This is a genomic window from Bacillus sp. PK6-026, from assembly GCF_054161455.1.
In genome coordinates, this window is the sequence record NZ_CP096418.1 from 1606597 (window position 1) to 1626956 (window position 20360).

Here is a 20360-nt window from a genome sequence, read left to right on the forward strand (position 1 = left end):
ATTCATTTAGAATAGATACATACTTAAAACAGCGGATGAGGGGGAACGACATGTCACAACAGTCTATTCAAAAAGTTCTTGTTGCAAACAGAGGGGAAATCGCTATCCGCGTATTTCGCGCCTGCACAGAACTGAATATCCGTACGGTAGCGATCTATTCTAAAGAAGACAGCGGATCATACCACAGATACAAAGCCGATGAAGCATACTTGGTCGGCGAAGGGAAAAAGCCGATTGATGCTTATCTTGATATTGAAGGGATCATCGAGATTGCGAAACGCAACCATGTGGATGCCATCCATCCGGGCTACGGCTTCCTGTCTGAAAACATTCAGTTTGCCAAGCGGTGTGAAGAGGAAGGCATCATCTTTATCGGACCGACCTCCAAGCACCTCGATATGTTTGGAGACAAAGTAAAAGCCCGTGAACAAGCTGAAAAAGCAGGAATTCCCGTCATACCGGGGAGCGACGGCCCAGTGGCTGATATCGCGGAGGTCAAACAATTTGCGGAGGAGTTCGGATATCCGTTTATCATCAAAGCGTCGCTTGGCGGCGGCGGCCGCGGCATGCGGATCGTCAGAGACGAATCGGAGCTGGAGGAATCCTATAACAGGGCAAAATCAGAGGCGAAAGCCGCTTTTGGTAATGATGAAGTGTATGTCGAAAAGCTGATCGAAAAGCCGAAGCACATTGAAGTTCAAGTCATCGGAGACAAAGAAGGTAACGTGGTTCACCTTTACGACCGTGACTGCTCTGTGCAAAGGCGTCATCAAAAGGTTATCGAAATAGCGCCGAGCGTTTCGCTTTCTGAGTCCCTCCGGGAAAAGATTTGCGATGCTGCCGTTAAGCTTGCGAAGAATGTTGATTATGTCAATGCCGGTACGGTCGAATTTTTAGTTGCGAACGATGAGTTTTTCTTTATTGAAGTCAACCCGCGTGTTCAGGTGGAGCACACCATTACGGAAATGGTGACGGGTGTCGATATCGTTCAGACACAAATCCTGATTGCTGCCGGACTCAGTCTGGGCAGCAGCGAAATCAGCATTCCGAACCAGGATGCCATCACGCTGCACGGATATGCGATCCAGTCAAGGGTTACGACTGAAGACCCGTCAAACAATTTCATGCCTGACACAGGCAAAATCATGGCATATCGCTCAGGCGGCGGTTTCGGGGTGAGGCTTGATACCGGAAACAGTTTTCAGGGCGCTGTCATTACGCCTTATTATGACTCGCTGCTTGTTAAGCTTTCAACCTGGGCTCTGACGTTTGAACAGGCGGCGGCCAAAATGGTCCGCAACCTACAGGAATTCAGGATCAGGGGAATCAAAACGAATATTCCTTTCCTTGAAAACGTGGCGAAACACGAAAAATTTCTCACAGGGCAATACGACACGTCTTTTATTGATACAACGCCGGAACTCTTTGTCTTTCCTAAGCAGAGAGACCGCGGAACAAAAATGCTGACGTATATCGGGAACGTAACGGTCAACGGCTTCCCGGGCATTGATAAAAAGAAGAAGCCGGAGTTCGACAAACCCCAGATCGTCAAAACGGATGTCGATCAGCCGATCGCGAGCGGAACAAAACAGATTCTTGATGAACGCGGAGCTGAAGGGCTCGTCAAATGGGTGAAAGATCAAGAGGAAGTGCTTCTCACTGATACGACGTTCCGCGATGCCCATCAGTCACTGCTTGCGACAAGATTCAGAACGCATGATTTGGAGAAAATCGCCAATCCGACAGCTGCGCTCTGGCCTGAGCTTTTCAGCCTTGAAATGTGGGGCGGCGCCACTTTTGATGTCGCTTACCGTTTCTTGAAAGAAGACCCGTGGAAAAGGCTTGAGAAGCTGCGGAAGGAAATTCCGAATACGATGTTTCAAATGCTGTTGAGATCTTCGAATGCCGTCGGGTATACAAACTACCCTGACAACCTGATTAAAAAGTTTGTCAGCGAATCCGCTGCGGCCGGAATCGATGTATTCCGCATTTTTGACAGCTTGAACTGGGTTAAAGGGATGACGCTCGCCATTGATGCAGTGCGCGAGTCGGGCAAACTTGCCGAAGCCGCGATCTGCTATACCGGAGACATTCTCGATCCGAACAGAACAAAATATAACCTTGAATATTATACGTCAATGGCAAAAGAGCTTGAATCAGCGGGGGCGCATATTCTCGGCATTAAAGATATGGCCGGCCTGCTGAGACCTCAAGCAGCATACGAACTGGTGTCAGCTTTGAAAGAGACGATCGATATTCCGATCCACTTGCATACACACGACACGAGCGGCAACGGTATTTTTATGTACGCGAAGGCGATAGAAGCAGGCGTCGACATCGTCGACGTAGCGGTCAGCTCTATGGCGGGCCTGACATCACAGCCAAGCGCAAGCTCGCTTTATCATGCGCTTGAAGGCGATAAACGCCGTCCGCAGCTGAATGTCGATGCGGTAGAGTCGCTGTCTCAATATTGGGAGTCTGTCAGAAAATACTACAGCGAGTTTGAGAGCGGCATGAACGCGCCTCATACCGAAATTTACAAGCATGAAATGCCTGGCGGCCAATACAGCAACCTTCAGCAGCAGGCTAAGGGAGTCGGCCTCGGTGATCGCTGGAATGAAGTGAAAGAAATGTACAGCCGGGTCAACCACCTGTTCGGGGACATCGTAAAGGTTACGCCGTCATCTAAAGTCGTCGGGGATATGGCACTTTACATGGTGCAAAATAACCTGACGGAAGATGATATTTACGAAAGAGGAGAATCACTCGATTTTCCTGACTCAGTAGTCGAGCTTTTTAAAGGGTATATCGGCCAGCCTCACGGCGGATTCCCTGAGAAATTGCAAAAGCTGATTTTGAAAGGGCAGGAGCCGATTACAGTGCGCCCTGGAGAACTTCTCGAACCCGTTTCGTTTGACGATATAAAAGCGGAGTTTAAGGAAACGCATGATCTGGAGCTTTCCGATCAGGATGCTGTTGCATATGCGCTTTATCCGAAAGTGTTTACCGAGTATGTTAAGACAGCGGAACTGTACGGGGACATCTCAGTGCTTGATACACCGACCTTCTTCTACGGCATGACGCTTGGCGAAGAAATCGAAGTCGAGATCGAAAGAGGGAAAACGCTGATCGTCAAACTTGTCTCTATCGGCGAACCGCGTCCTGATGCGACGAGAGTCGTCTACTTTGAACTGAACGGCCAGCCTCGCGAAGTGGTCATTAAAGACGAAAGCATTAAATCGTCCGTTCATCAAAAGGTGAAAGCCGACCGTTCAAACCCGAATCATATCGCGGCGTCCATGCCGGGAACGGTGATTAAGCTTCTTGTAAGCAAAGGGGACCAAGTGAAGAAGGGCGATCATTTAATGATCAATGAAGCAATGAAAATGGAAACGACCGTTCAGGCTCCGTTTTCAGGAACTGTTGAAAACATTCATGTGACAAACGGAGAAGCCATTCAAACCGGCGACCTCCTCATTGAGCTGAAAAAATAAAAGTGCGGCCGCTGACTTTTGTCGGCGGCCTTTTTTTATGAAAAAATCCCCCGCAACAGGCGGGGGATCAACCGTTTATTGTTATTTTTGCGCCTGTCTGCGATAGCGCGCAACAAGCAGCAGGAAGTAGCAAAGGATTCCGAACAGGCAGGAAATGAAGAAAGCGTGGGCGAGTGCAAATCCCAAATCCAGCCTGCTGTAGACAACCGCAATTCCTGAGGCAGCCTGAAGGATAATCAGGATCAGGGAAATCATCCAGCCCCAATAAATGCGTTTTTGATTTTTATACTGTTTGGCCGCATGTATCGCTGCCGCAATGATCCAAGCGAACAGAAGAAGCGCCGCAGCCCTGTGTCCCATCTGCACCCATTCGTGAAACTTCCCTGGGAGCCAGCCGTTTTGTGTGCTGCACATCGGAAAGTCAAGGCACGCAAGGCTTGACTTCGTATGCCGGACATATGCGCCTGTATAAACGACGACATATGTGTATATAATGATTCCTATCATATGAAACTGCATGGTTTTTCCTATATAAAACGATTCGGCTTTCTGCTTGCTGTCAGCTTCAAACACGAGGAGCGTCAACAGCAGAACAGATGCAAAGGAAATAAGCGAGATTCCGAAGTGCAAAGCCATGATCAGGGCCGAAGACCCGAAGACGACCGCCGCAGCGCCCAGGAGCGCCTGAAGAATGAGGAAGACGACCGACATCACCGCAAGAAATTTCGTTTCTCTGATATGGCCGATTTTTTTCCATGTCCAAATGGCGAGAGCCAGCACAAGGACGCCGGATGTGCCGCTGACAAACCTGTGGCTCCATTCGATAATCGATTCAAGGGTTAGAGCCGGGAATATGCTTCCGTTGCAAAGCGGCCAAGATCTGCCGCAGCCCATTCCCGAACCCGTCTTTGTGACGAGGGCGCCGCCGATCAGCACGAAAAGCATGGCGATAGTTGTGATAATTCCCAAGCCTTTTAATGCTTTATTCATAAATTCAATTCTCCTTTTTTAATGCAAACTGACTAATAAAAAGATATTTACCACCTTCAAGTGTAAGCGAATTGATGTTCTGCTGCAATTCATAATGATTATTGTTCACAAAAATGCAATAGAAGGCGTTCACATTTTTATTGGTTTTGAAGACTTGATAATTGTGGCTTCGTTTGATAGAACTATATTAGAATGACAGTGGTTTTCCGCTCTTGTTCACAACTTTTCCTTCATCTGTAAAGAAAGTCATAAAAAGTTCACAAATATAAACCGGTTTGTCGATTAATATTTAATAGGCTGTTTTTTTCCAACCGGTAATCTTGTATGATAGAGTTGTAGGTTTTTTATGAATATACCGCTTCTCTTGACGTGATGAAGGTTTGAGTAAGGGGGGTTAGTATTATGGCTGAAACAAGAATTACAGCTGATACAGCAATGAATGGACAAATAGAAGAGACGACAGCATGGAAAGATTTCCTCGCCCTTATCAAAGTCGGGATTGTTTACTCGAACCTGATAACAACTTTTACGGGCTTGTGGCTCGCTTTTTACTTTTCAAATCTGAGCTTTCTAGGAAACCTTGATATCGTGCTGTTCACTTTAGCGGGATCCTCGCTTATTATCGCAGGATCATGCGTCATCAACAACTATTATGACCGTGATATTGACCAGCTTATGCAGCGGACGAGAACAAGGCCGACGGTGACTGGTAAAATCCAGCCTTCACAGGCATTGTGGTTCGGCATTCTGCTGACTGCGCTCGGTTTTATCATGCTGCTGATGACCAATCTGACAACTGCCGCAGTAGGCTTTGTCGGCGTCTTTACGTACGTGTTTCTATACACGATGTGGTCAAAGCGCCGCTATACCGTTAATACGATTATCGGAAGTGTGTCAGGGGCTGTTCCTCCTTTGATCGGATGGACCGCTGTCCAAGGCTCCATCGGAGTTGAGGCATGGGTGCTGTTTTTAATCATGTTTATTTGGCAGATTCCCCACTTTCTGGCGCTTGCGATTAAGAAAACGGAGGAATACAGAGCTGCAAATATACCGATGCTGCCTGTTGTACACGGTTTTGAAGTGACGAAAAGGCAAATCATCATTTGGATTGCCTGCTTAATGCCGCTGCCGTTTTTCCTGGGCGGACTCGGACTGCCGATCGTCATTTTGGGAACGGTACTCAATATCGGCTGGCTCGTTTGCGGTCTGGTCGGTTACAGAAGCAAAAATATCATGAAGTGGGCAACGCTCATGTTTGTATATTCATTAAATTACTTGACCATATTCTTCGTTGCCATGGTCGTATTCACACTTTTTAAAATTGGATAGAACTCTATAATTCATCACATTGAAGGCTGTCACTTAACACTTCAAACAGACAACAATCATGTAAAAGCCGCCTTATCGATTTTTTTCGATTATGTTTAACAAGGCGGCTTTACGTTCATACATAGATGGTATTTTGAGTAAAAAACCTCATTATTTAAGAAATGAGGAAATGTAAGTGCTTTAATTTAAGTGGGGAGTCAGATGAATGAATAGGTGTCCTATAAACGTTTGAACAGTGAAAGTTTCAAAAGGATTGATTGAAAAGGGGTTGGGAAGAAATGTTAAAGAAATGGCGTCTGATGTCGCTGTTCACTATTTTGGCGCTCGTTTTAGCAGGGTGCGGAGAACCGTTCATATCAACGCTGCAGCCGGCGGGCGAGGTGGCTGATCAGCAGTATTTCCTAATGATTCTCAGCACGCTGATCATGGTTGTTGTTGTAGTGGTGGTAAGTTTCATTTTCGTATTTGTCATCGTCAAGTACAGAAGATCTAAGCTCGGTGATGACCACATCCCGAAACAGGTTGAAGGAAACCGCAATTTAGAAATTTTATGGACTGTTATTCCAATTCTTCTCCTTCTTATCCTGGTTGTTCCTGTTGTCGCACAGACCTTTGATCTTGCTGATACAAAACCGATGGATAAGAAAAACAGGGATCCGGAGAAGGCGCTGGTCGTCAATGTCCGGGCGAACCTTTACTGGTGGGAATTCGAATATCCTGACTACGGCGTGGTGACGAGCCAGGAGCTGGTCGTGCCGACCGATGAACGCGTTTACTTTAAGCTGAAAGCTTCCGATGTCAAACATTCATTCTGGGTTCCTTCAGTCGGGGGTAAGATTGATACGAACACAGACAATGAAAACAAATTCTTCTTAACGTTCGATTCAAAACGCGCTGAAAAAGCCGGAGACTATTTCTACGGGAAATGCGCCGAGCTCTGCGGACCTTCCCATGCTTTAATGGACTTTAAAGTTAAAGCGGTTTCGAAGGATGAGTTCAAGGAATGGATGAGCGATATGGAAAACTATAAAGCGGGGGCGAAAACCGATCTCGCTGTTGAAGGAGAAAAAGTGTTCAAAGAGAAAAACTGCCTGAGCTGTCATGCGACCGATTCAAAAGACCAAAGGGCGGAAGCGGCCAGAACGGCTCCGAACCTCGCGACTTTTGGAGACCGGTCGACGATCGCCGGCGTGAAGGAATTCAGCAATGAAAACTTGAGAGCGTGGCTCAAGGATCCTGAAAGCATAAAACCGGGCAACAAAATGACCGGCACATACCCTGATTTGAGCGACAAGGAACTTGATGCACTGACTGAATATTTAAAGGGGTTAAAAACGGAAGACTAACGCTTCAAAGGGAGAATGAGGGAGGTTACATTGTGAGTACGCTTAAGAAAAAGCAAGGTTTTGGGGCTGTATTATGGGACTATTTAACGACTGTCGATCATAAAAAGATTGCCATCCTTTATTTGCTGGGCGGCGGGTTCTTCTTTGTGCTCGGCGGAATCGAAGCGATGCTGATCAGGGTTCAGCTGATGATACCGAACAATGACATCATGAGCGGCGGAGTCTACAATGAGATCATGACGATGCACGGTACAACGATGATTTTCCTGGCAGCGATGCCGCTTTTGTTCGCACTGATGAACGCCGTCGTTCCGCTGCAGATAGGCGCGAGGGATGTTGCGTTTCCATTTTTGAACTCGCTCGGCTTCTGGCTGTTCCTTTTCGGCGGCATCTTTCTGAATTTAAGCTGGTTTTTGGGAGGGGCACCCGATGCCGGCTGGACGTCTTACGCGTCGCTTTCCCTTCATTCCGAAGGGCACGGGATCGATTTCTATGTTCTCGGTCTGCAAATTGCCGGGATCGGTACGCTGATTGCTGGAATTAACTTTCTCGCGACGATTATCAATATGAGGGCGCCGGGCATGACATACATGAGGCTGCCGCTTTTCACATGGACGACATTCGTCGCTTCGGCTTTGATTTTATTCGCGTTCCCGCCGCTGACCGTAGGCATCGCGCTCTTGATGCTGGACCGGTTGTTCGGAACGAGCTTTTTCAATCCGGAATTAGGCGGTAATACGATCATTTGGGAGCATCTGTTCTGGATCTTCGGACACCCTGAAGTTTATATTCTCGTACTCCCGGCGTTCGGAATCTTTTCGGAAATCATTCCGGTTTTTGCGAGAAAAAGGCTGTTCGGTTATTCTTCAATGGTATTTGCGACCGTATTGATCGGCTTTTTAGGCTTCATGGTTTGGGCCCACCATATGTTTACAACGGGACTCGGGCCTGTGGCGAACGCCATTTTTGCGGTGGCGACGATGGCCATTGCCGTCCCGACCGGAATTAAAATCTTCAACTGGCTGCTCACGGCTTGGGGCGGGAGCATTAAGTTTACAACGCCGATGCTTTATGCGATTTCTTTTATCCCGTCGTTTGTCATGGGCGGGGTGACAGGTGTCATGCTTGCTGCTGCACCGGCTGACTATCAGTTCCACGACACGTACTTTGTCGTGGCTCACTTCCATTACGTCATCATCGGCGGAGTGGTGTTTGCCATCCTCGCCGGCGCTCATTACTGGTGGCCGAAAATGTTCGGGAAAATGCTGAGCGAAGCGTTGGGCAAAATAACATTTGTGCTCTTTTTCATCGGGTTCCATCTGACTTTCTTCATCCAGCATTGGCTCGGGTTGTGGGGAATGCCGAGACGCGTGTTCACATACTTGCCGAATCAGGGATTTGACATGGCGAACTTAATCAGTTCAATCGGAGCTGTGTTTATGGCGGCTGCTGTCATCATACTCGTGATCAATATTATCGTGACGACTGCCAAAGGGGAAAAAGTCGGCAGCGATCCTTGGCATGACGGAAGAACGCTTGAGTGGGCCGTTTCTTCACCGCCTCCTGAATACAACTTTAAACAGCTGCCTCTGGTCAGAGGCCTTGATGCTTTATGGATCGAAAAAAGAGCCGGCAAGCAGTCAATGACCGCCGCGGAGCCGCTTCAGGACGTCCATATGCCAAACGGATCGATTCTCCCGTTCATCATGTCACTCGGGCTGTTTATATCCGCTTTCGGCTTCATGTACCGGACGGAATTTGCCTGGGGGCTGCCTGTCATTCTGATTGGATTAGGAATCACATTATTTATGATGCTTCTCCGGTCTGTAATTGATGACCACGGGTATCATATTCATAAAGAAGAACTGATGGATGATGACGACAAAGGGGTGAAGGCATAATGCATACAGAAGAGAAATTAACGGCTGAAACCTTCCCGGCTTCTCCTGAAAAAGCTACATTAGAAGGAAAAAATAAGTTTATCGGCTTTTGGCTATTTCTCGGAGGAGAGACGGTTCTTTTCGCGTCTCTCTTCGCAACATACCTTGCGCTGAAGAATTCAAATGCAGGAGGGCCGAAAACGACTGAGATGTTTGACATGGGGCTGGTCTTTCTGGCGACAATGCTCCTTTTAACGAGCAGTTTAACGAGCGTATATGCCATGTATCATATGAAGAACTTTGCTTTTAAAAAGATGCAGGTTTGGCTCGGAATCACTGTTCTGCTCGGTGCAGGCTTCCTGGCGCTTGAAATATATGAATTCACCCATTATATTCACGAATATGGGTTCACCATTCAAAGCTCGGCTCTCGGCTCCGCTTTTTATACGCTAGTCGGCACGCACGGTGCGCACGTTACGTTCGGGCTGCTCTGGATTCTTTCTTTGATGATCAGAAATGCGCGCCGCGGATTAAGCCTTTACAACGCGCCGAAGTTTTTTGTCGCAAGCCTCTATTGGCATTTTATCGACGTTGTCTGGGTGTTTATCTTTACCGTTGTATACTTGATGGGGATGGTGGGATAAAAATGGTGAATAACGAAAACAGAGGGAATCCCAAAACAGATCTTGCCTACCGCAAAAAGAAAAACGCGGAGGACATGAGATATCAGGTTATTTCATTCGGTTTGATGATCGGCTTGACCCTTGTCGCTTTTTTAACGGTCGCCTCAGATGCAGGCGTATGGTTTACGGTGCCGTTCATTCTGCTGCTGGCCGTCATTCAGGTTGCATTTCAGCTGTACTACTTCATGCATATGAGTCAGCGGGGGCATGAAGCGCCGACTTTGTTCCTTTATTCGGGCGTTTTGGTCGCTTTTGTTACCGTTTTGGCTTTTGTGACGCTTATCTGGTGGTAATCGAACCGACATACAGAAAGGAGGATGCCTCATGTTGGGCAGCCTTGAAATATTCGGTTTTCGCGCCCTGTGGAGCCCCTATTTCCTAGGGGCTGTCGTTTTCATAACCGTCCTTTACTTTTTTCTGATGAAACGATTTGGATCAGAAGAAGAGCGGGCATCCAGGAAAGAAATCGGTTTATTCGTGACGGCGATGTTTCTTTTATACGCGTCTAAAGGCAGTCCGATTGATTTGCTGGGACATATTATGTTCAGCGCGCATATGGCGCAAATGGCGGTTTTGTATTTGATCGTACCGCCTTTGATCATCCTTGGCATACCGCCTTGGTTTTGGAAAAAGGTCATTTTTCTGCCGGTCGTCAAGCCGCTGTTCCGGTTTTTTTCAAAACCATTGATCGCGATTATCGTGTTTAACGGTTTATTTTCGATGTATCACATTCCTTTGGTGTTTGATTTTATTAAGACAGATGCCGTTTATCATGCCGTCATTACGGTGCTGATCTTCATTGCGGCGTTTTTCATGTGGTGGCCGCTCGTTCACAAGGTCGAGGAGCTTCCGCAAATGAACGGACTTTTGAAACTCGGCTACATTATGGCTGACGGCATTTTGCTGACACCGGCGTGCGCGCTGATCATGTTCAGCGATACGACCCTGTATTCGACATATTCAGATCCTTCCGCATGGGCGGAGGCAATGAAACTGTGCGTTCCTCTCGATACGCTGAGCGGAATGACGCTTACAGGTCCGGAAATGTTCAGCAGCATGCCTGTTCTGGAAGATCAGCAGCTTGGCGCGATCGTCATGAAAATCTTACAGGAAATCGTGTACGGGACATTTTTGGCGATTATCTTTTTCGGATGGGCGAGGAAGGAAAGAGCCAAAGACGAAAAGGAACTGGAAGAAGAACGATACTCGCCGTCTACGGTTCATTAAGATGAAAAAAGGGTACAGCCTCATCAGAGGGGCTGTACCCTTTTTATGTACGTCTGCTACACTTCAAGCGCTGAAACTTTTTCTTTGATTGAATTCAGCACCGTCTTGCTTGTTTTGAGGAGCTGCGGCGGGAAATGTTCGTTTTCCCCGTATTCCACTCCATGCGGATAATAATATTTGCCCAGAAGCGGTGTCATCAGTTTGATGACCGCGCGCCGGGCGCCCACATCGCCTTCGACGGCATATCCGAACACGCGGAGGTAGTACCTGCCTTCCACCATATCGAATTTGCGGTCATATGTGACGCGTTCATAATCCCATTGGCCAGCTCTTACGAACCCTTCGTTTTCCATGATGTCGTCTAACCGGTTAAGGTCAGCAGTCAAGCCTTCGATACCGGATTCTTCAAATTTCATCCCGTAAAACCCCCTTTAAAAAATTACCTTTACTGACAATCATAGTATGAAAGCGTTAAACTTTCAATCCTGGCTTTAGCCGATATATAAATATTTTTGTGAACAGTATGAATCGCGGGCGGCTTGACGACAATATGAACAAACGAAAGACAAGAGGAGGTCTTCTGATTGACACGTGTGAAAGATATTATGACAAAGGAAATATTATATTGTACAGTTCTTGATAATGTGTACGAGGCTGCCGTGAAAATGAAAGACGGAAATGTCGGAGCGATTCCGGTTGTGCTTGATGACGGTTTGGAACTGGTTGGGATCGTTACTGACCGGGATTTGGTGCTGCGGGGGATCGCCGTTAAAAAACCAAATTCGCAAAAAATTACAAATGTCATGACGACGGATCTCATTACGGTAAGTGAAGACGATTCAATTGAAAAAGCGGTTGATCTCATGGGAGATTATCAGATCAGGAGGGTCCCGGTTACACGGGGAAAGACGCTTGCGGGCATCATTACGCTAGGCGATGTTTCAACCCACAAAAAATCAAACCGGCAGGCTGGCGACGCGCTGACATTTATATCGGAAAACGAAGAGAGGCCTGGAGATTTTCTTCATTAAAACATATTTTGTCGCACATCTTAATAGGCTGTATTATCATTGAAAATTCATGTCAGTTCTGTTTAAATGACACTAAAGGCAAGTTTTTGATGCGGTGCGCCGTTTTATGGATAGATTGATCCGTCAGTCGGAGGTGAAAGTTTGAAAAATATATTAAGAGCGATTGTGATCCTTCTCATCGTTGCGGCTTCATACACGCTGTTTATTCAATACGGTTCAACACCTGAGAAAATTGTGAAGGAAGACAAGCCGCAAGTCTCAAACGAGGATGCGAAAAAAGAGAAATCCTTGAACATTCCCGATTCCGGCTTGCTTTCTTTTATCGGAGAGTCGGCTGAGACGATCGAAAAGAAACTGGGGAAACCGGACAGGGTCGATCCTTCAGCATATGATTATGAATGGTGGGTCTATAGCCAAGGGGCAAAACAGTACGTTCAAATCGGCTTGCTTGGCGGCAAGGCCGTGACATTGTTTGCGACAGGCGACGGGTTGAACACCGCTCCGTTTAAAATTGGACGGCCGTCAAGGGAAGTCTTCAAAACCGCCCAGATCGCCCCTTATGTCAATGTTCAATATAAAGGCAGTTCATACCGTTTCGAATTTTCTGAGGAAGACATGAATACAAGGCCGACGGTGAAAGTCGGAGACATTTATGTTCAGCTGTATATGGATAAATTCGAGGGAACGCTGTCAAGCATCAGGGCATTTGATGCGCCGACTTTCATCAAGCAAAGGCCGTATGAAGTTGTCTACAGAGGCACCCTGATCGAACCTCAAGCATTGACAGAATCGGATTGGAAAAAAATCGAGAAAGCAAATGAGAAGCAGATCTTTGATTTGACGAATGTCATCCGCGCGAGACACGGTCTTTCCCAGCTCTCTTGGGATGAAGGCGTATCAAAAGTGGCATACGGCCACAGCAGCGACATGAAAGAGCACCATTATTTCTCCCATGTGTCAGAAACGGAAGGCACGCTCAAAGACAGGCTGGAAAAAGGGAAAGTGAACTTTGAGCAGGCGGGGGAAAATATCGCGCTCAACTATGTCGACGGGCCTGCGGCGGTTGAAGGCTGGTTAAACAGCGAAGGACATAGAAAAGCGCTGTTAAATGCCGACTATACTCATCTCGGAGTCGGGGTGGACGAGAAATATTATACGCAGAACTTTATTAAAGAATGGCACTAGAGCCCGGGATCATACCCGGGTTTTTAGTTTTTAGAGAAAACCATGAAACTTTTAATGTTTGGTCTGCTGCTCACTCTTCCGCACGGACTCCTATAAAAAGAGGAATTTTTAGGCGAACACATTTTGCCGGGGCGGATTACACTATAGCAGGCATATGTTTTCGGAGGGGGTGTAGACGTTGGCAAATCAAAACGCGCAATCATCCATTGATGAATTTAAGCAATTTATTAAACGGCATCCTAAGTTGATTTCCGAAGTCCGGAAACAAGAAAAAAGCTGGCAGGAAGTATATGAAAACTGGGTTTTGCTCGGGGAAGACGATTCGATTTGGGATCCGTACAAGGAAAAAGAAGCTTCGACAGAAAAGGAGCCTTCTGCTGGCGGCAAAAACGATTTCATTTCAAAAATGGTGACGGCCGTCCGAAAGATGGATGCCAATCAAATGAATGAGCAGATCAATAAAATGAGCCAGTCTATTTCTTCGCTGCAAAGCTTGCTCAGCCAGTTTTCGGGCGGAAGCCAAAAACAGCAGAATCAAAGCGGCGGCGAGCATCCGTTTTCTTTCCGAAAAGATTAGGGAAGGAGTCAGACATGCGTAAAGAAGTGCAGGAGTATGTGTTCGCTGATGAAGAGCGCCGCCGGTTCATCCGTGAGCAGCCGGTCTGGTACCGCAAGCTTTCGCGGAATCCGAATGACTTGTCAGCCTTTCATCTCGATATGATGAACTTTTATGAAAAAACGATTCCTCACAGGGTCAACCAGCTATCGGGCGGCATTCAGATGGCCCAGATGATGCTTCAAATGTTTCATGCGATGCGCACTCAGGATTAATTTAAAGCCTGAGTCTTTTTTTTATGATGATAAATCGCGTCATTCTGGCAAAGCTAGGTGTAAAGGAGTTGATCTGTGATGAAAAAGTGCTGGCTTGTAATCATGTTGTGCCTCTTGCTGGCCGGCTGCGCCACCCATAAACCAAAACCCAAGGGCGTTTCAGAATGGCGCGATGCAGCTTGTGCAAGCGAAGTTTTTGGAAAATAATAGTTTGGAGGCGGCACAGACATTTTTGAAAACGGCTGTTTTGTGATACACTATAGCTGGAGGTGCATGTCTATGTTTGCCACAATGGAATCGTTGCGGCTTCAAAATGAAGCATATGATTTGGCCAACATGATTCTTCAATCAGAGGCGGCTGAACATTACAGAAAATGCTACAAGCGTCTCCGCGAAGATGAAGAGGCCGGACGTATTATCGCTTCGTTTACGAAAATAAAAGAACAGTATGAGGATGTGCAGCGCTTTGGCAAGTATCATCCTGATTATAAAGAGATATCCAAGAAAATGAGGGAAATCAAACGGGAGCTTGACCTTCACAATACAGTAGCCGAATTTAAAAAGGCGGAAACCGAGCTGCAATCTATCCTAGATGAAGTCAGCGTGGAAATCGGTCAGGCTGTATCAAAACATATCAAAGTACCGACTGGAAACCCTTATTTTGATAATCTTTCATCTTGCGGCGGCGGCTGCGGGTCAGGCGGAAGCTGCGGCTGTAAAGTTTCCTGATGAGGCTCGGTCGCCCCGAGTCTCGTTTTTTTTAGAACTTCATGCACAGAGCGACAGGCAGGTGAACAATTTGGAAATCAGGCGTCAAGGCTTAATCGTTTGGCTGCACTCCTTGAAGCAGGCGAAAATGCTCAGGAAATTCGGAAATGTTCATTACGTTTCAAAGCGGCTGAAATATGTAGTGGTTTATTGCAATATGGAAGATGCCGAAAGAATCATCGCTAAAATACGTTCGTACTCTTTTGTCAAACAGGTGGATCTTTCATACAAACCGTTCTTGAAAATGGAGTTTGAATCCAAGCAGGATAAAGCGAAAGAATACGACTATAAAGCCGGGCTCTAACTTGCTTTATTTTAAAAAAATCCCCGCAGAAATACCTCTGCGGGGTCCTTCTATTCCTTAAAAATCAAGGAGAAGGCAAAGGGAGAGGAGAAACCGGAGGAAGAACTTATGGGGAAACGTAAGTCTTCTCCGCGGTTGGCAACAACATCAATCGATGCTGTTGCTATTATTATCACCACTGAGCCTTTTTGCTATACATATGAATTTGTACTTTGGGTGTTTGTGCCAGAAAACACTTTATGATAAGATAGGAATGATTTTTTTCGAGTTTTAAGAAAAAGTGGTGGAAGTATGAGAGTGATTTCTGGGACGTATAAGGGACGTGCCTTAAAAGCGGTTCCCGGCACGTCGACAAGGCCGACGACTGATAAAGTAAAGGAATCCATCTTTAATATGATCGGCCCGTATTTTGAAGGCGGCACGGGTCTTGATCTGTACGCGGGAAGCGGCGGATTGGGGATTGAAGCGCTGTCGCGGGGGTTTGACCGCTTCATTTTTGTCGACCGTGATTTTAAAGCGATTCAAACCGTAAAAGGCAATTTGAAAACACTGGGCTTGGAAAAACGGGCCGAGGTATACAGGAATGACGCTGAACGGGCTCTCCATGCGCTGGTGAAAAGGGGCGCAAGCTTTGACGCCGTCTTTTTGGACCCGCCATATCGAGAACAAAAGCTGGAAGCGCTTTTATCGAAGATTGATGAAGCGGATATGCTGACTGACAGAGGTTTTATTGTAGCTGAGCATGGGAAGGAAGTTATCCTTCCGACCGAGGCGGGCGGACTTCAGCTTGCCCGTCAGGAAATATACGGCTTAACAGGCGTGACCATATACAGAAAGAGAGGGAATGGGGATGGCTAGCATTGCCGTTTGTCCCGGAAGTTTTGATCCGGTGACTTTTGGACATTTGGATATCATCAGGCGCGGGGCGAAAGTGTTTGACAAAGTGTATGTATGCGTCTTGAACAATTCTTCGAAAAAGCCGCTGTTTACGGTGGAAGAACGCTGTGGGCTGCTTCGCGAAGTGACGAAGGATATCCCGAATGTGCAAGTGGAATCTTTCCAGGGGCTATTGATTGATTATGCAAAGAGCAAGCAGGCGAACGTCATCCTGCGAGGGCTTAGAGCGGTATCTGACTTTGAATACGAGATGCAGGGAACCTCGATGAACAAAGTGCTTGATGAAAATATTGAAACGTTTTTTATGATGACGAATAACCAATACTCATTCCTTAGTTCAAGCATTGTCAAAGAAGTGGCAAAATATAAAGGTTCAGTCGCAGAACTCGTGCCGGAAGCGGTCGAGGCTGCACTTGAAAAAAAGTTTGCAAAAAATGAGCGGCCGTAACCGGCTGCTCATTTTTTAGCAGGGGTGAAAGACTTGGCATAAAGAATGCTGTAAATGAGAAGGGTGCCGATCGTAAGGAGCGGACCAATCTCTGCCAACGCGTTCCACATCTGCAGAAAGAAAGATTCCGTTTTCCCGGCCGTCAGAAAGGAGAAGGCCGGCTCCGTCGGAGAATAGAACGATGTATAAAGAGGCTTCCAAAGAATAAGAACAAAGATCGCTGCATAAATTCCCTGAAGGATGCGGGCGATAAAAAACGGCTTAAAGCGAATATCGGTTTCAGCAAGAATGCCTGCAACCTGCGCCTGAACGCAGAAGCCGCTGAAACCCAAAATAAAGCTGACAATCACCGCTTGCTGGAGAAGCGCCGCATCCGTGGCACTGACCAGTTTGCTGCCGAGCGTAATTTCAAACAATCCCGATAATAACGGTTTATCAAAATCACCGGGGAATTGAAGAGCAGTCAAAATCATTCGTGTGGCGTGCGAAAGAATGTCGGTGATGTGCATCACAGAAAGAATGTTATTAAAAACCGAAAAAAGAATGATGAAGCCGCCCACCATTAACAGCGTTTGGACAGAAGAGATGACAGCATCGCTCAAAAGTTTGCCGAGCGGCCGCTTTTCTTCAAGTCTTGCCTGATGGAGCGCTTTTAAGGCTTCTTTAATAGAAGGCAAAGGAAGCTTCTTTCGCACAGCGGTGCGGTTCTCTTCTTTTCTTCCGTAAGTACGCATCGTCAACCCGACTGCGAAATTGCCCAAATAATGGGCTGCCGCAAGCACGACGCCGAGAGAAGGATTATGGAAAAAGCCGACCGCAACGGCTCCGAAAATAAACAGCGGGTTAGATGAGTTGGTGAACGAAGCGAGCCGCTCTGCTTCGACCCGTGAAATCTGCCGCTCTTGTCTCAGCCTTGAAGTCAGTTTTGCACCGGCCGGATTTCCTGATGCCATTCCCATCGCAAGCACGAACCCTCCGACGCCGGGAACGCGGAACACCGGTCTCATGAAAGGCTCGAGCAGCAGCCCGACAAACCTGACGACACCAAATCCGATCAAGAGCTCTGATAAAATAAAAAAAGGCAAAAGGGAAGGGAATACGACCTCCCACCACATGGCAAGTCCACTTTTAGAAGCGTCAAATGATTCTTGCGGATGGGTGATGACGGCGGCTGTAAACGAAAGCAGCAAAACGGCAATCATAAGTGTCTTTACCTTTGACATGTCCATTTCTAACCCCCTTTGCGGCTGTGAATACACATTGGAAACAGGATCATGATAAAATAAACGAAAAGCTTGCCCGATTTGTGCGGAAGCCTTCTCCGTGAAACTTCTTTATCATTATACGAAGGCTGGTCCTCATTTTAGACCACCAGATTGCAGATCGGCGATACAAATGAACCGGAAGCTGCTTGAGACTTGCTGAAGCCCTTCTCCTTAATAAGCATCAATAGAAGGTATGGCATACATCTGTGAATTCATGCAGGCTGAAAATTTGGAACCGGACCGAAGATGTGAGCCGGTGAAAATAAAGATGGAGGGTTACATATACATGCTGAAAAAAAGAATTATACGCATCGCATTACTGATCGTTATCATCACGGCCGCGCTGTCATTTGTGAAGCTGCCTTATTACATTACAGAACCCGGCGAAGCGACTGAGCTGAAACCTTTAATTAAAGTTGATAACGGCTATCCTGAAAAAGGGAGCTTTTCTTTAATGACAGTGAAAGTCGGCCCTGCAAATCCGCTTACATACATGTGGGCAAAAGTGCGCCCTTATCACGAAATTCTTCCGGAAGAAAATTTCAAACAAGAAGGCGAATCTGATCAGGAATATATGAAGCGCCAGCTGCAAATGATGAGAGATTCCCAGGAAAATGCGATGATCGCCGCTTATAAGCGGGCCGGAAAAGAAGTCAGCTACACGTTTAACGGCGTATATGCCATGACGGTCGTCAGCGGCATGCCTGCAGAAGGAAAAATACAAGTCGGAGACAAAATTAAAAAAGCTGACGGAAAAACGTTCCGTTCAGCGGAGAGCTTCGTCCGCTACATCGAATCAAAAAAAGCCGGAGACCCCGTGAAAATCGTAGTTGAACGGGATAAAGAAGAAAAAACATATGAGATGAAGCTGAAAACATTTAAAGAAGATCCGAAGAGAGCCGGGCTTGGCGTATCCCTCATCACAGACCGCAATGTCAAGGTGAAGCCGGAGGTCGATATGGACATTGAAAACATCGGCGGTCCTTCGGCGGGGCTGATGATGTCAATGGAGATCTATAATCAGCTGACAAAAGAAGACGAGACGAAAGGACACCATATTGCGGGAACCGGAACGATCGATGACGAAGGCAAAGTCGGTCCGATCGGCGGCATCAGCCAGAAAGTCGTTGCCGCAGATAAGGCGGGAGCCGACATCTTTTTTGCTCCGAACGAAGGCGGAAAAAAAGGATCTAACTACGAAGAAGCGGTCAAAACGGCAAAAGATATTAAAACCGATATGAAAATCGTCCCTGTCGACACGATGGATGATGCGATTCATTATTTGGAAGATAAAGTGAAAACCGCCTGATGAGCAACATCAGGCGGTTTTATTTGCGCAAAAATATCCGGCTGTCTTCGTCATACCTGATCGGCGAAAGGGAATATTCCTGTTCAGTCAGCATCGTCCGCCCCGGCTCTTTGAGCGGGGCGCTGTATACTTGACCCGCTTTTATGTCGAGCTGAAGGGAAGGGTGGGAAAAAGATCCCGTCTTTGTAATAAGGGGTACGCTCAAGCTTTTTTTCTTTTCCGCTAAATAGGCCTGTCCTTTTTTTGTCATGCCGAGAAGTCTGATGTATGCCGGATACGGTTCGCTTAACATGCGCTTGACGTCGGCTTTCTTCGTTTTTGTGAGGATATGGGTGTTCATGCGCTGCAGCCTTGTCCACGTATAGCGCTTCGTTTTCAAAAGCTCCATGTATTCCTTAAATGAGCCTGCTTTTCGGATCGCTTTTTTGGCGCGGTGCTCAAGTCCTTCTTCCACTTCATAAATCCCTTTCAGCTCTTCTGTATCCATTGTATGGAGGCTGTATTTCAAAAAGGGGAAATAATCTTCGGGCGAGTGCCACATGCCGAAAGTCCGGGCGTATTCATCAAGCTCGTCGATCGATGGCTTTGGAAGGTAGAAGCGGCTGTTCGCGAGGCTTCCCGTTTCAAAGATCGATTTGCGTATGCTTGTGGCGCTTGCGATTCGGTCCGCTTCCGGGAAGGCTGAATCGTGATAGCCCGAGGATCGGCGCTTGACGGTTTCAGGCTTCATGCTCAATTGCTTTTGAACGATGGCTTTCACATAATGGAATCCGAGTATGTTGTTCGGCTTTGAAAGGTCAACAATGTTTCTGCCGTCTCCGGTTACAGCCCGGAACGCCTTTGCCATCGCTTGCGGGTAGCTCAGCCCAAACGCTATTTGTTTTTTTGCTTCTTCGTTGAGCCCGTCTTCGTGCTCTATCGTATGTGCGGCTGTATTGAGAAACGCCTCAATATCGCCGTGCTCGCTTCCGAAAAACAAAGAAGCACACCCTAACTCATTTAAAATCGCGACGGCGCCTTCAGCAAACGTTTCCGCTTTTTGAACAGCGAATATGTAAGGAAGTTCAACGACGACATCGGCAAAAGATGCGAGCGCCATCTTCGTTCGCGCCCACTTTGAGACGATGGCGGGTTCGCCGCGCTGCAAAAAGGAGCCGCTCATAACGGCAACCGCCACCTCGCTCCGGGTTTCCGATTTTGCTTCCTTTATATGATATAAATGTCCGTTATGAAAAGGGTTGTATTCCACAACAAGGCCGACCGCTTTCATTTTTTCACCTCTCTTGCATCTCTTGAAATAGTTATGATACATTTACACATGGAATGTCCAGACGCCTAGCGAAAAACAGCATTTTTTCTAAGTTTATGAATTG

At 47.0% G+C, this 20360-nt stretch carries 22 protein-coding genes; 18 read left to right on the top strand and 4 right to left on the bottom strand.

The window, feature by feature from the left end:
• The first annotated feature begins 50 nt into the window (after positions 1-50).
• Positions 51-3494, top strand: coding sequence for a pyruvate carboxylase (pyc, locus tag M1D59_RS08215; protein WP_020451270.1), 3444 nt, complete (start codon positions 51-53; stop codon positions 3492-3494).
• A gap of 81 nt (positions 3495-3575) precedes the next feature.
• Here pyc and M1D59_RS08220 read toward each other — a convergent pair whose 3' ends face one another.
• Positions 3576-4484, bottom strand: coding sequence for a COX15/CtaA family protein (locus M1D59_RS08220; protein WP_020451271.1), 909 nt, complete (start codon positions 4482-4484; stop codon positions 3576-3578).
• A gap of 402 nt (positions 4485-4886) precedes the next feature.
• Here M1D59_RS08220 and cyoE point away from each other — a divergent pair, with 402 nt between their 5' ends.
• The 6 genes from cyoE to ctaG all read left to right on the top strand — a co-directional run bounded on the left by cyoE (position 4887) and on the right by ctaG (position 10949).
• Positions 4887-5813 (top strand): heme o synthase, encoded by a 927-nt coding sequence (cyoE, locus tag M1D59_RS08225; RefSeq protein WP_020451272.1) that lies wholly within the window; start codon positions 4887-4889, stop codon positions 5811-5813.
• 278 nt (positions 5814-6091) lie between these two features.
• Positions 6092-7159 carry a cytochrome c oxidase subunit II gene (gene coxB, locus M1D59_RS08230; protein ID WP_458117933.1) on the top strand — a complete coding sequence of 356 codons (1068 nt, stop codon included), beginning with the start codon at positions 6092-6094 and terminating at the stop codon, positions 7157-7159.
• Positions 7160-7191: 32 nt separating this feature from the next.
• Complete coding sequence (gene ctaD, locus M1D59_RS08235; protein ID WP_020451274.1) at positions 7192-9060, top strand: cytochrome c oxidase subunit I; 1869 nt, start codon at positions 7192-7194, stop codon at positions 9058-9060.
• Complete coding sequence (gene ctaE, locus M1D59_RS08240; RefSeq protein WP_020451275.1) at positions 9060-9683, top strand: cytochrome c oxidase subunit III; 624 nt, start codon at positions 9060-9062, stop codon at positions 9681-9683. Before ctaD ends, ctaE begins: the two co-directional genes overlap by 1 nt.
• A gap of 2 nt (positions 9684-9685) precedes the next feature.
• The gene (ctaF, locus tag M1D59_RS08245; protein ID WP_020451276.1) at positions 9686-10015 is read left to right on the top strand and encodes a cytochrome c oxidase subunit IVB; all 330 of its coding nucleotides are present in this window, start codon (positions 9686-9688) and stop codon (positions 10013-10015) included.
• Between the two features lie 34 nt (positions 10016-10049).
• Complete coding sequence (ctaG, locus tag M1D59_RS08250) at positions 10050-10949, top strand: cytochrome c oxidase assembly factor CtaG (protein WP_025811368.1); 900 nt, start codon at positions 10050-10052, stop codon at positions 10947-10949.
• Positions 10950-11005: 56 nt separating this feature from the next.
• On the opposite strand, the gene M1D59_RS08255 is transcribed toward ctaG, so the two are convergent.
• A complete protein-coding gene (locus M1D59_RS08255) occupies positions 11006-11365 on the bottom strand; it encodes a YugN family protein (RefSeq protein ID WP_020451278.1) in 360 nt (119 codons plus the stop codon).
• Between the two features lie 168 nt (positions 11366-11533).
• Between M1D59_RS08255 and M1D59_RS08260 the strand changes: the two genes are divergently transcribed.
• The 10 genes from M1D59_RS08260 to coaD all read left to right on the top strand — a co-directional run bounded on the left by M1D59_RS08260 (position 11534) and on the right by coaD (position 16413).
• On the top strand, positions 11534-11980 hold the full coding sequence (locus M1D59_RS08260; protein ID WP_023857262.1) for a CBS domain-containing protein: 447 nt from the start codon (positions 11534-11536) through the stop codon (positions 11978-11980).
• Positions 11981-12121: 141 nt separating this feature from the next.
• On the top strand, positions 12122-13165 hold the full coding sequence (locus M1D59_RS08265) for a CAP domain-containing protein (protein WP_020451280.1): 1044 nt from the start codon (positions 12122-12124) through the stop codon (positions 13163-13165).
• Between the two features lie 178 nt (positions 13166-13343).
• On the top strand, positions 13344-13742 hold the full coding sequence (locus tag M1D59_RS08270) for a YlbD family protein (RefSeq protein ID WP_212110512.1): 399 nt from the start codon (positions 13344-13346) through the stop codon (positions 13740-13742).
• 14 nt (positions 13743-13756) lie between these two features.
• Positions 13757-13996, top strand: a complete 240-nt coding sequence (locus M1D59_RS08275) for a YlbE-like family protein (protein ID WP_020451282.1) — start codon at positions 13757-13759, stop codon at positions 13994-13996.
• 78 nt (positions 13997-14074) lie between these two features.
• Positions 14075-14203 carry a hypothetical protein gene (locus tag M1D59_RS08280; RefSeq protein WP_256163750.1) on the top strand — a complete coding sequence of 43 codons (129 nt, stop codon included), beginning with the start codon at positions 14075-14077 and terminating at the stop codon, positions 14201-14203.
• A gap of 72 nt (positions 14204-14275) precedes the next feature.
• Positions 14276-14725, top strand: a complete 450-nt coding sequence (locus tag M1D59_RS08285; protein WP_095290416.1) for a YlbF family regulator — start codon at positions 14276-14278, stop codon at positions 14723-14725.
• Positions 14726-14795: 70 nt separating this feature from the next.
• Entirely contained in the window at positions 14796-15068 is a 273-nt protein-coding gene (locus M1D59_RS08290; protein WP_009328559.1) for a YlbG family protein, read from the top strand.
• A gap of 108 nt (positions 15069-15176) precedes the next feature.
• On the top strand, positions 15177-15311 hold the full coding sequence (locus M1D59_RS08295) for a hypothetical protein (RefSeq protein ID WP_256163752.1): 135 nt from the start codon (positions 15177-15179) through the stop codon (positions 15309-15311).
• 48 nt (positions 15312-15359) lie between these two features.
• On the top strand, positions 15360-15926 hold the full coding sequence (gene rsmD / locus M1D59_RS08300) for a 16S rRNA (guanine(966)-N(2))-methyltransferase RsmD (RefSeq protein ID WP_020451284.1): 567 nt from the start codon (positions 15360-15362) through the stop codon (positions 15924-15926).
• Positions 15919-16413, top strand: a complete 495-nt coding sequence (gene coaD, locus M1D59_RS08305; RefSeq protein WP_020451285.1) for a pantetheine-phosphate adenylyltransferase — start codon at positions 15919-15921, stop codon at positions 16411-16413. The genes rsmD and coaD overlap by 8 nt, the downstream gene beginning before the upstream one ends.
• Before the next feature lie 8 nt (positions 16414-16421).
• Here the strand turns inward: coaD and ylbJ are convergent, their stop codons facing one another.
• Positions 16422-17642 carry a sporulation integral membrane protein YlbJ gene (gene ylbJ, locus M1D59_RS08310; protein ID WP_095290419.1) on the bottom strand — a complete coding sequence of 407 codons (1221 nt, stop codon included), beginning with the start codon at positions 17640-17642 and terminating at the stop codon, positions 16422-16424.
• Positions 17643-17964: 322 nt separating this feature from the next.
• On the opposite strand from ylbJ, the gene M1D59_RS08315 reads away from it, so the two are divergent.
• Positions 17965-18987 (top strand): SepM family pheromone-processing serine protease, encoded by a 1023-nt coding sequence (locus M1D59_RS08315; RefSeq protein ID WP_020451287.1) that lies wholly within the window; start codon positions 17965-17967, stop codon positions 18985-18987.
• Between the two features lie 19 nt (positions 18988-19006).
• Here the strand turns inward: M1D59_RS08315 and M1D59_RS08320 are convergent, their stop codons facing one another.
• On the bottom strand, positions 19007-20257 hold the full coding sequence (locus tag M1D59_RS08320; RefSeq protein WP_105980923.1) for a nucleotidyltransferase: 1251 nt from the start codon (positions 20255-20257) through the stop codon (positions 19007-19009).
• Positions 20258-20360 lie beyond the last annotated feature (103 nt).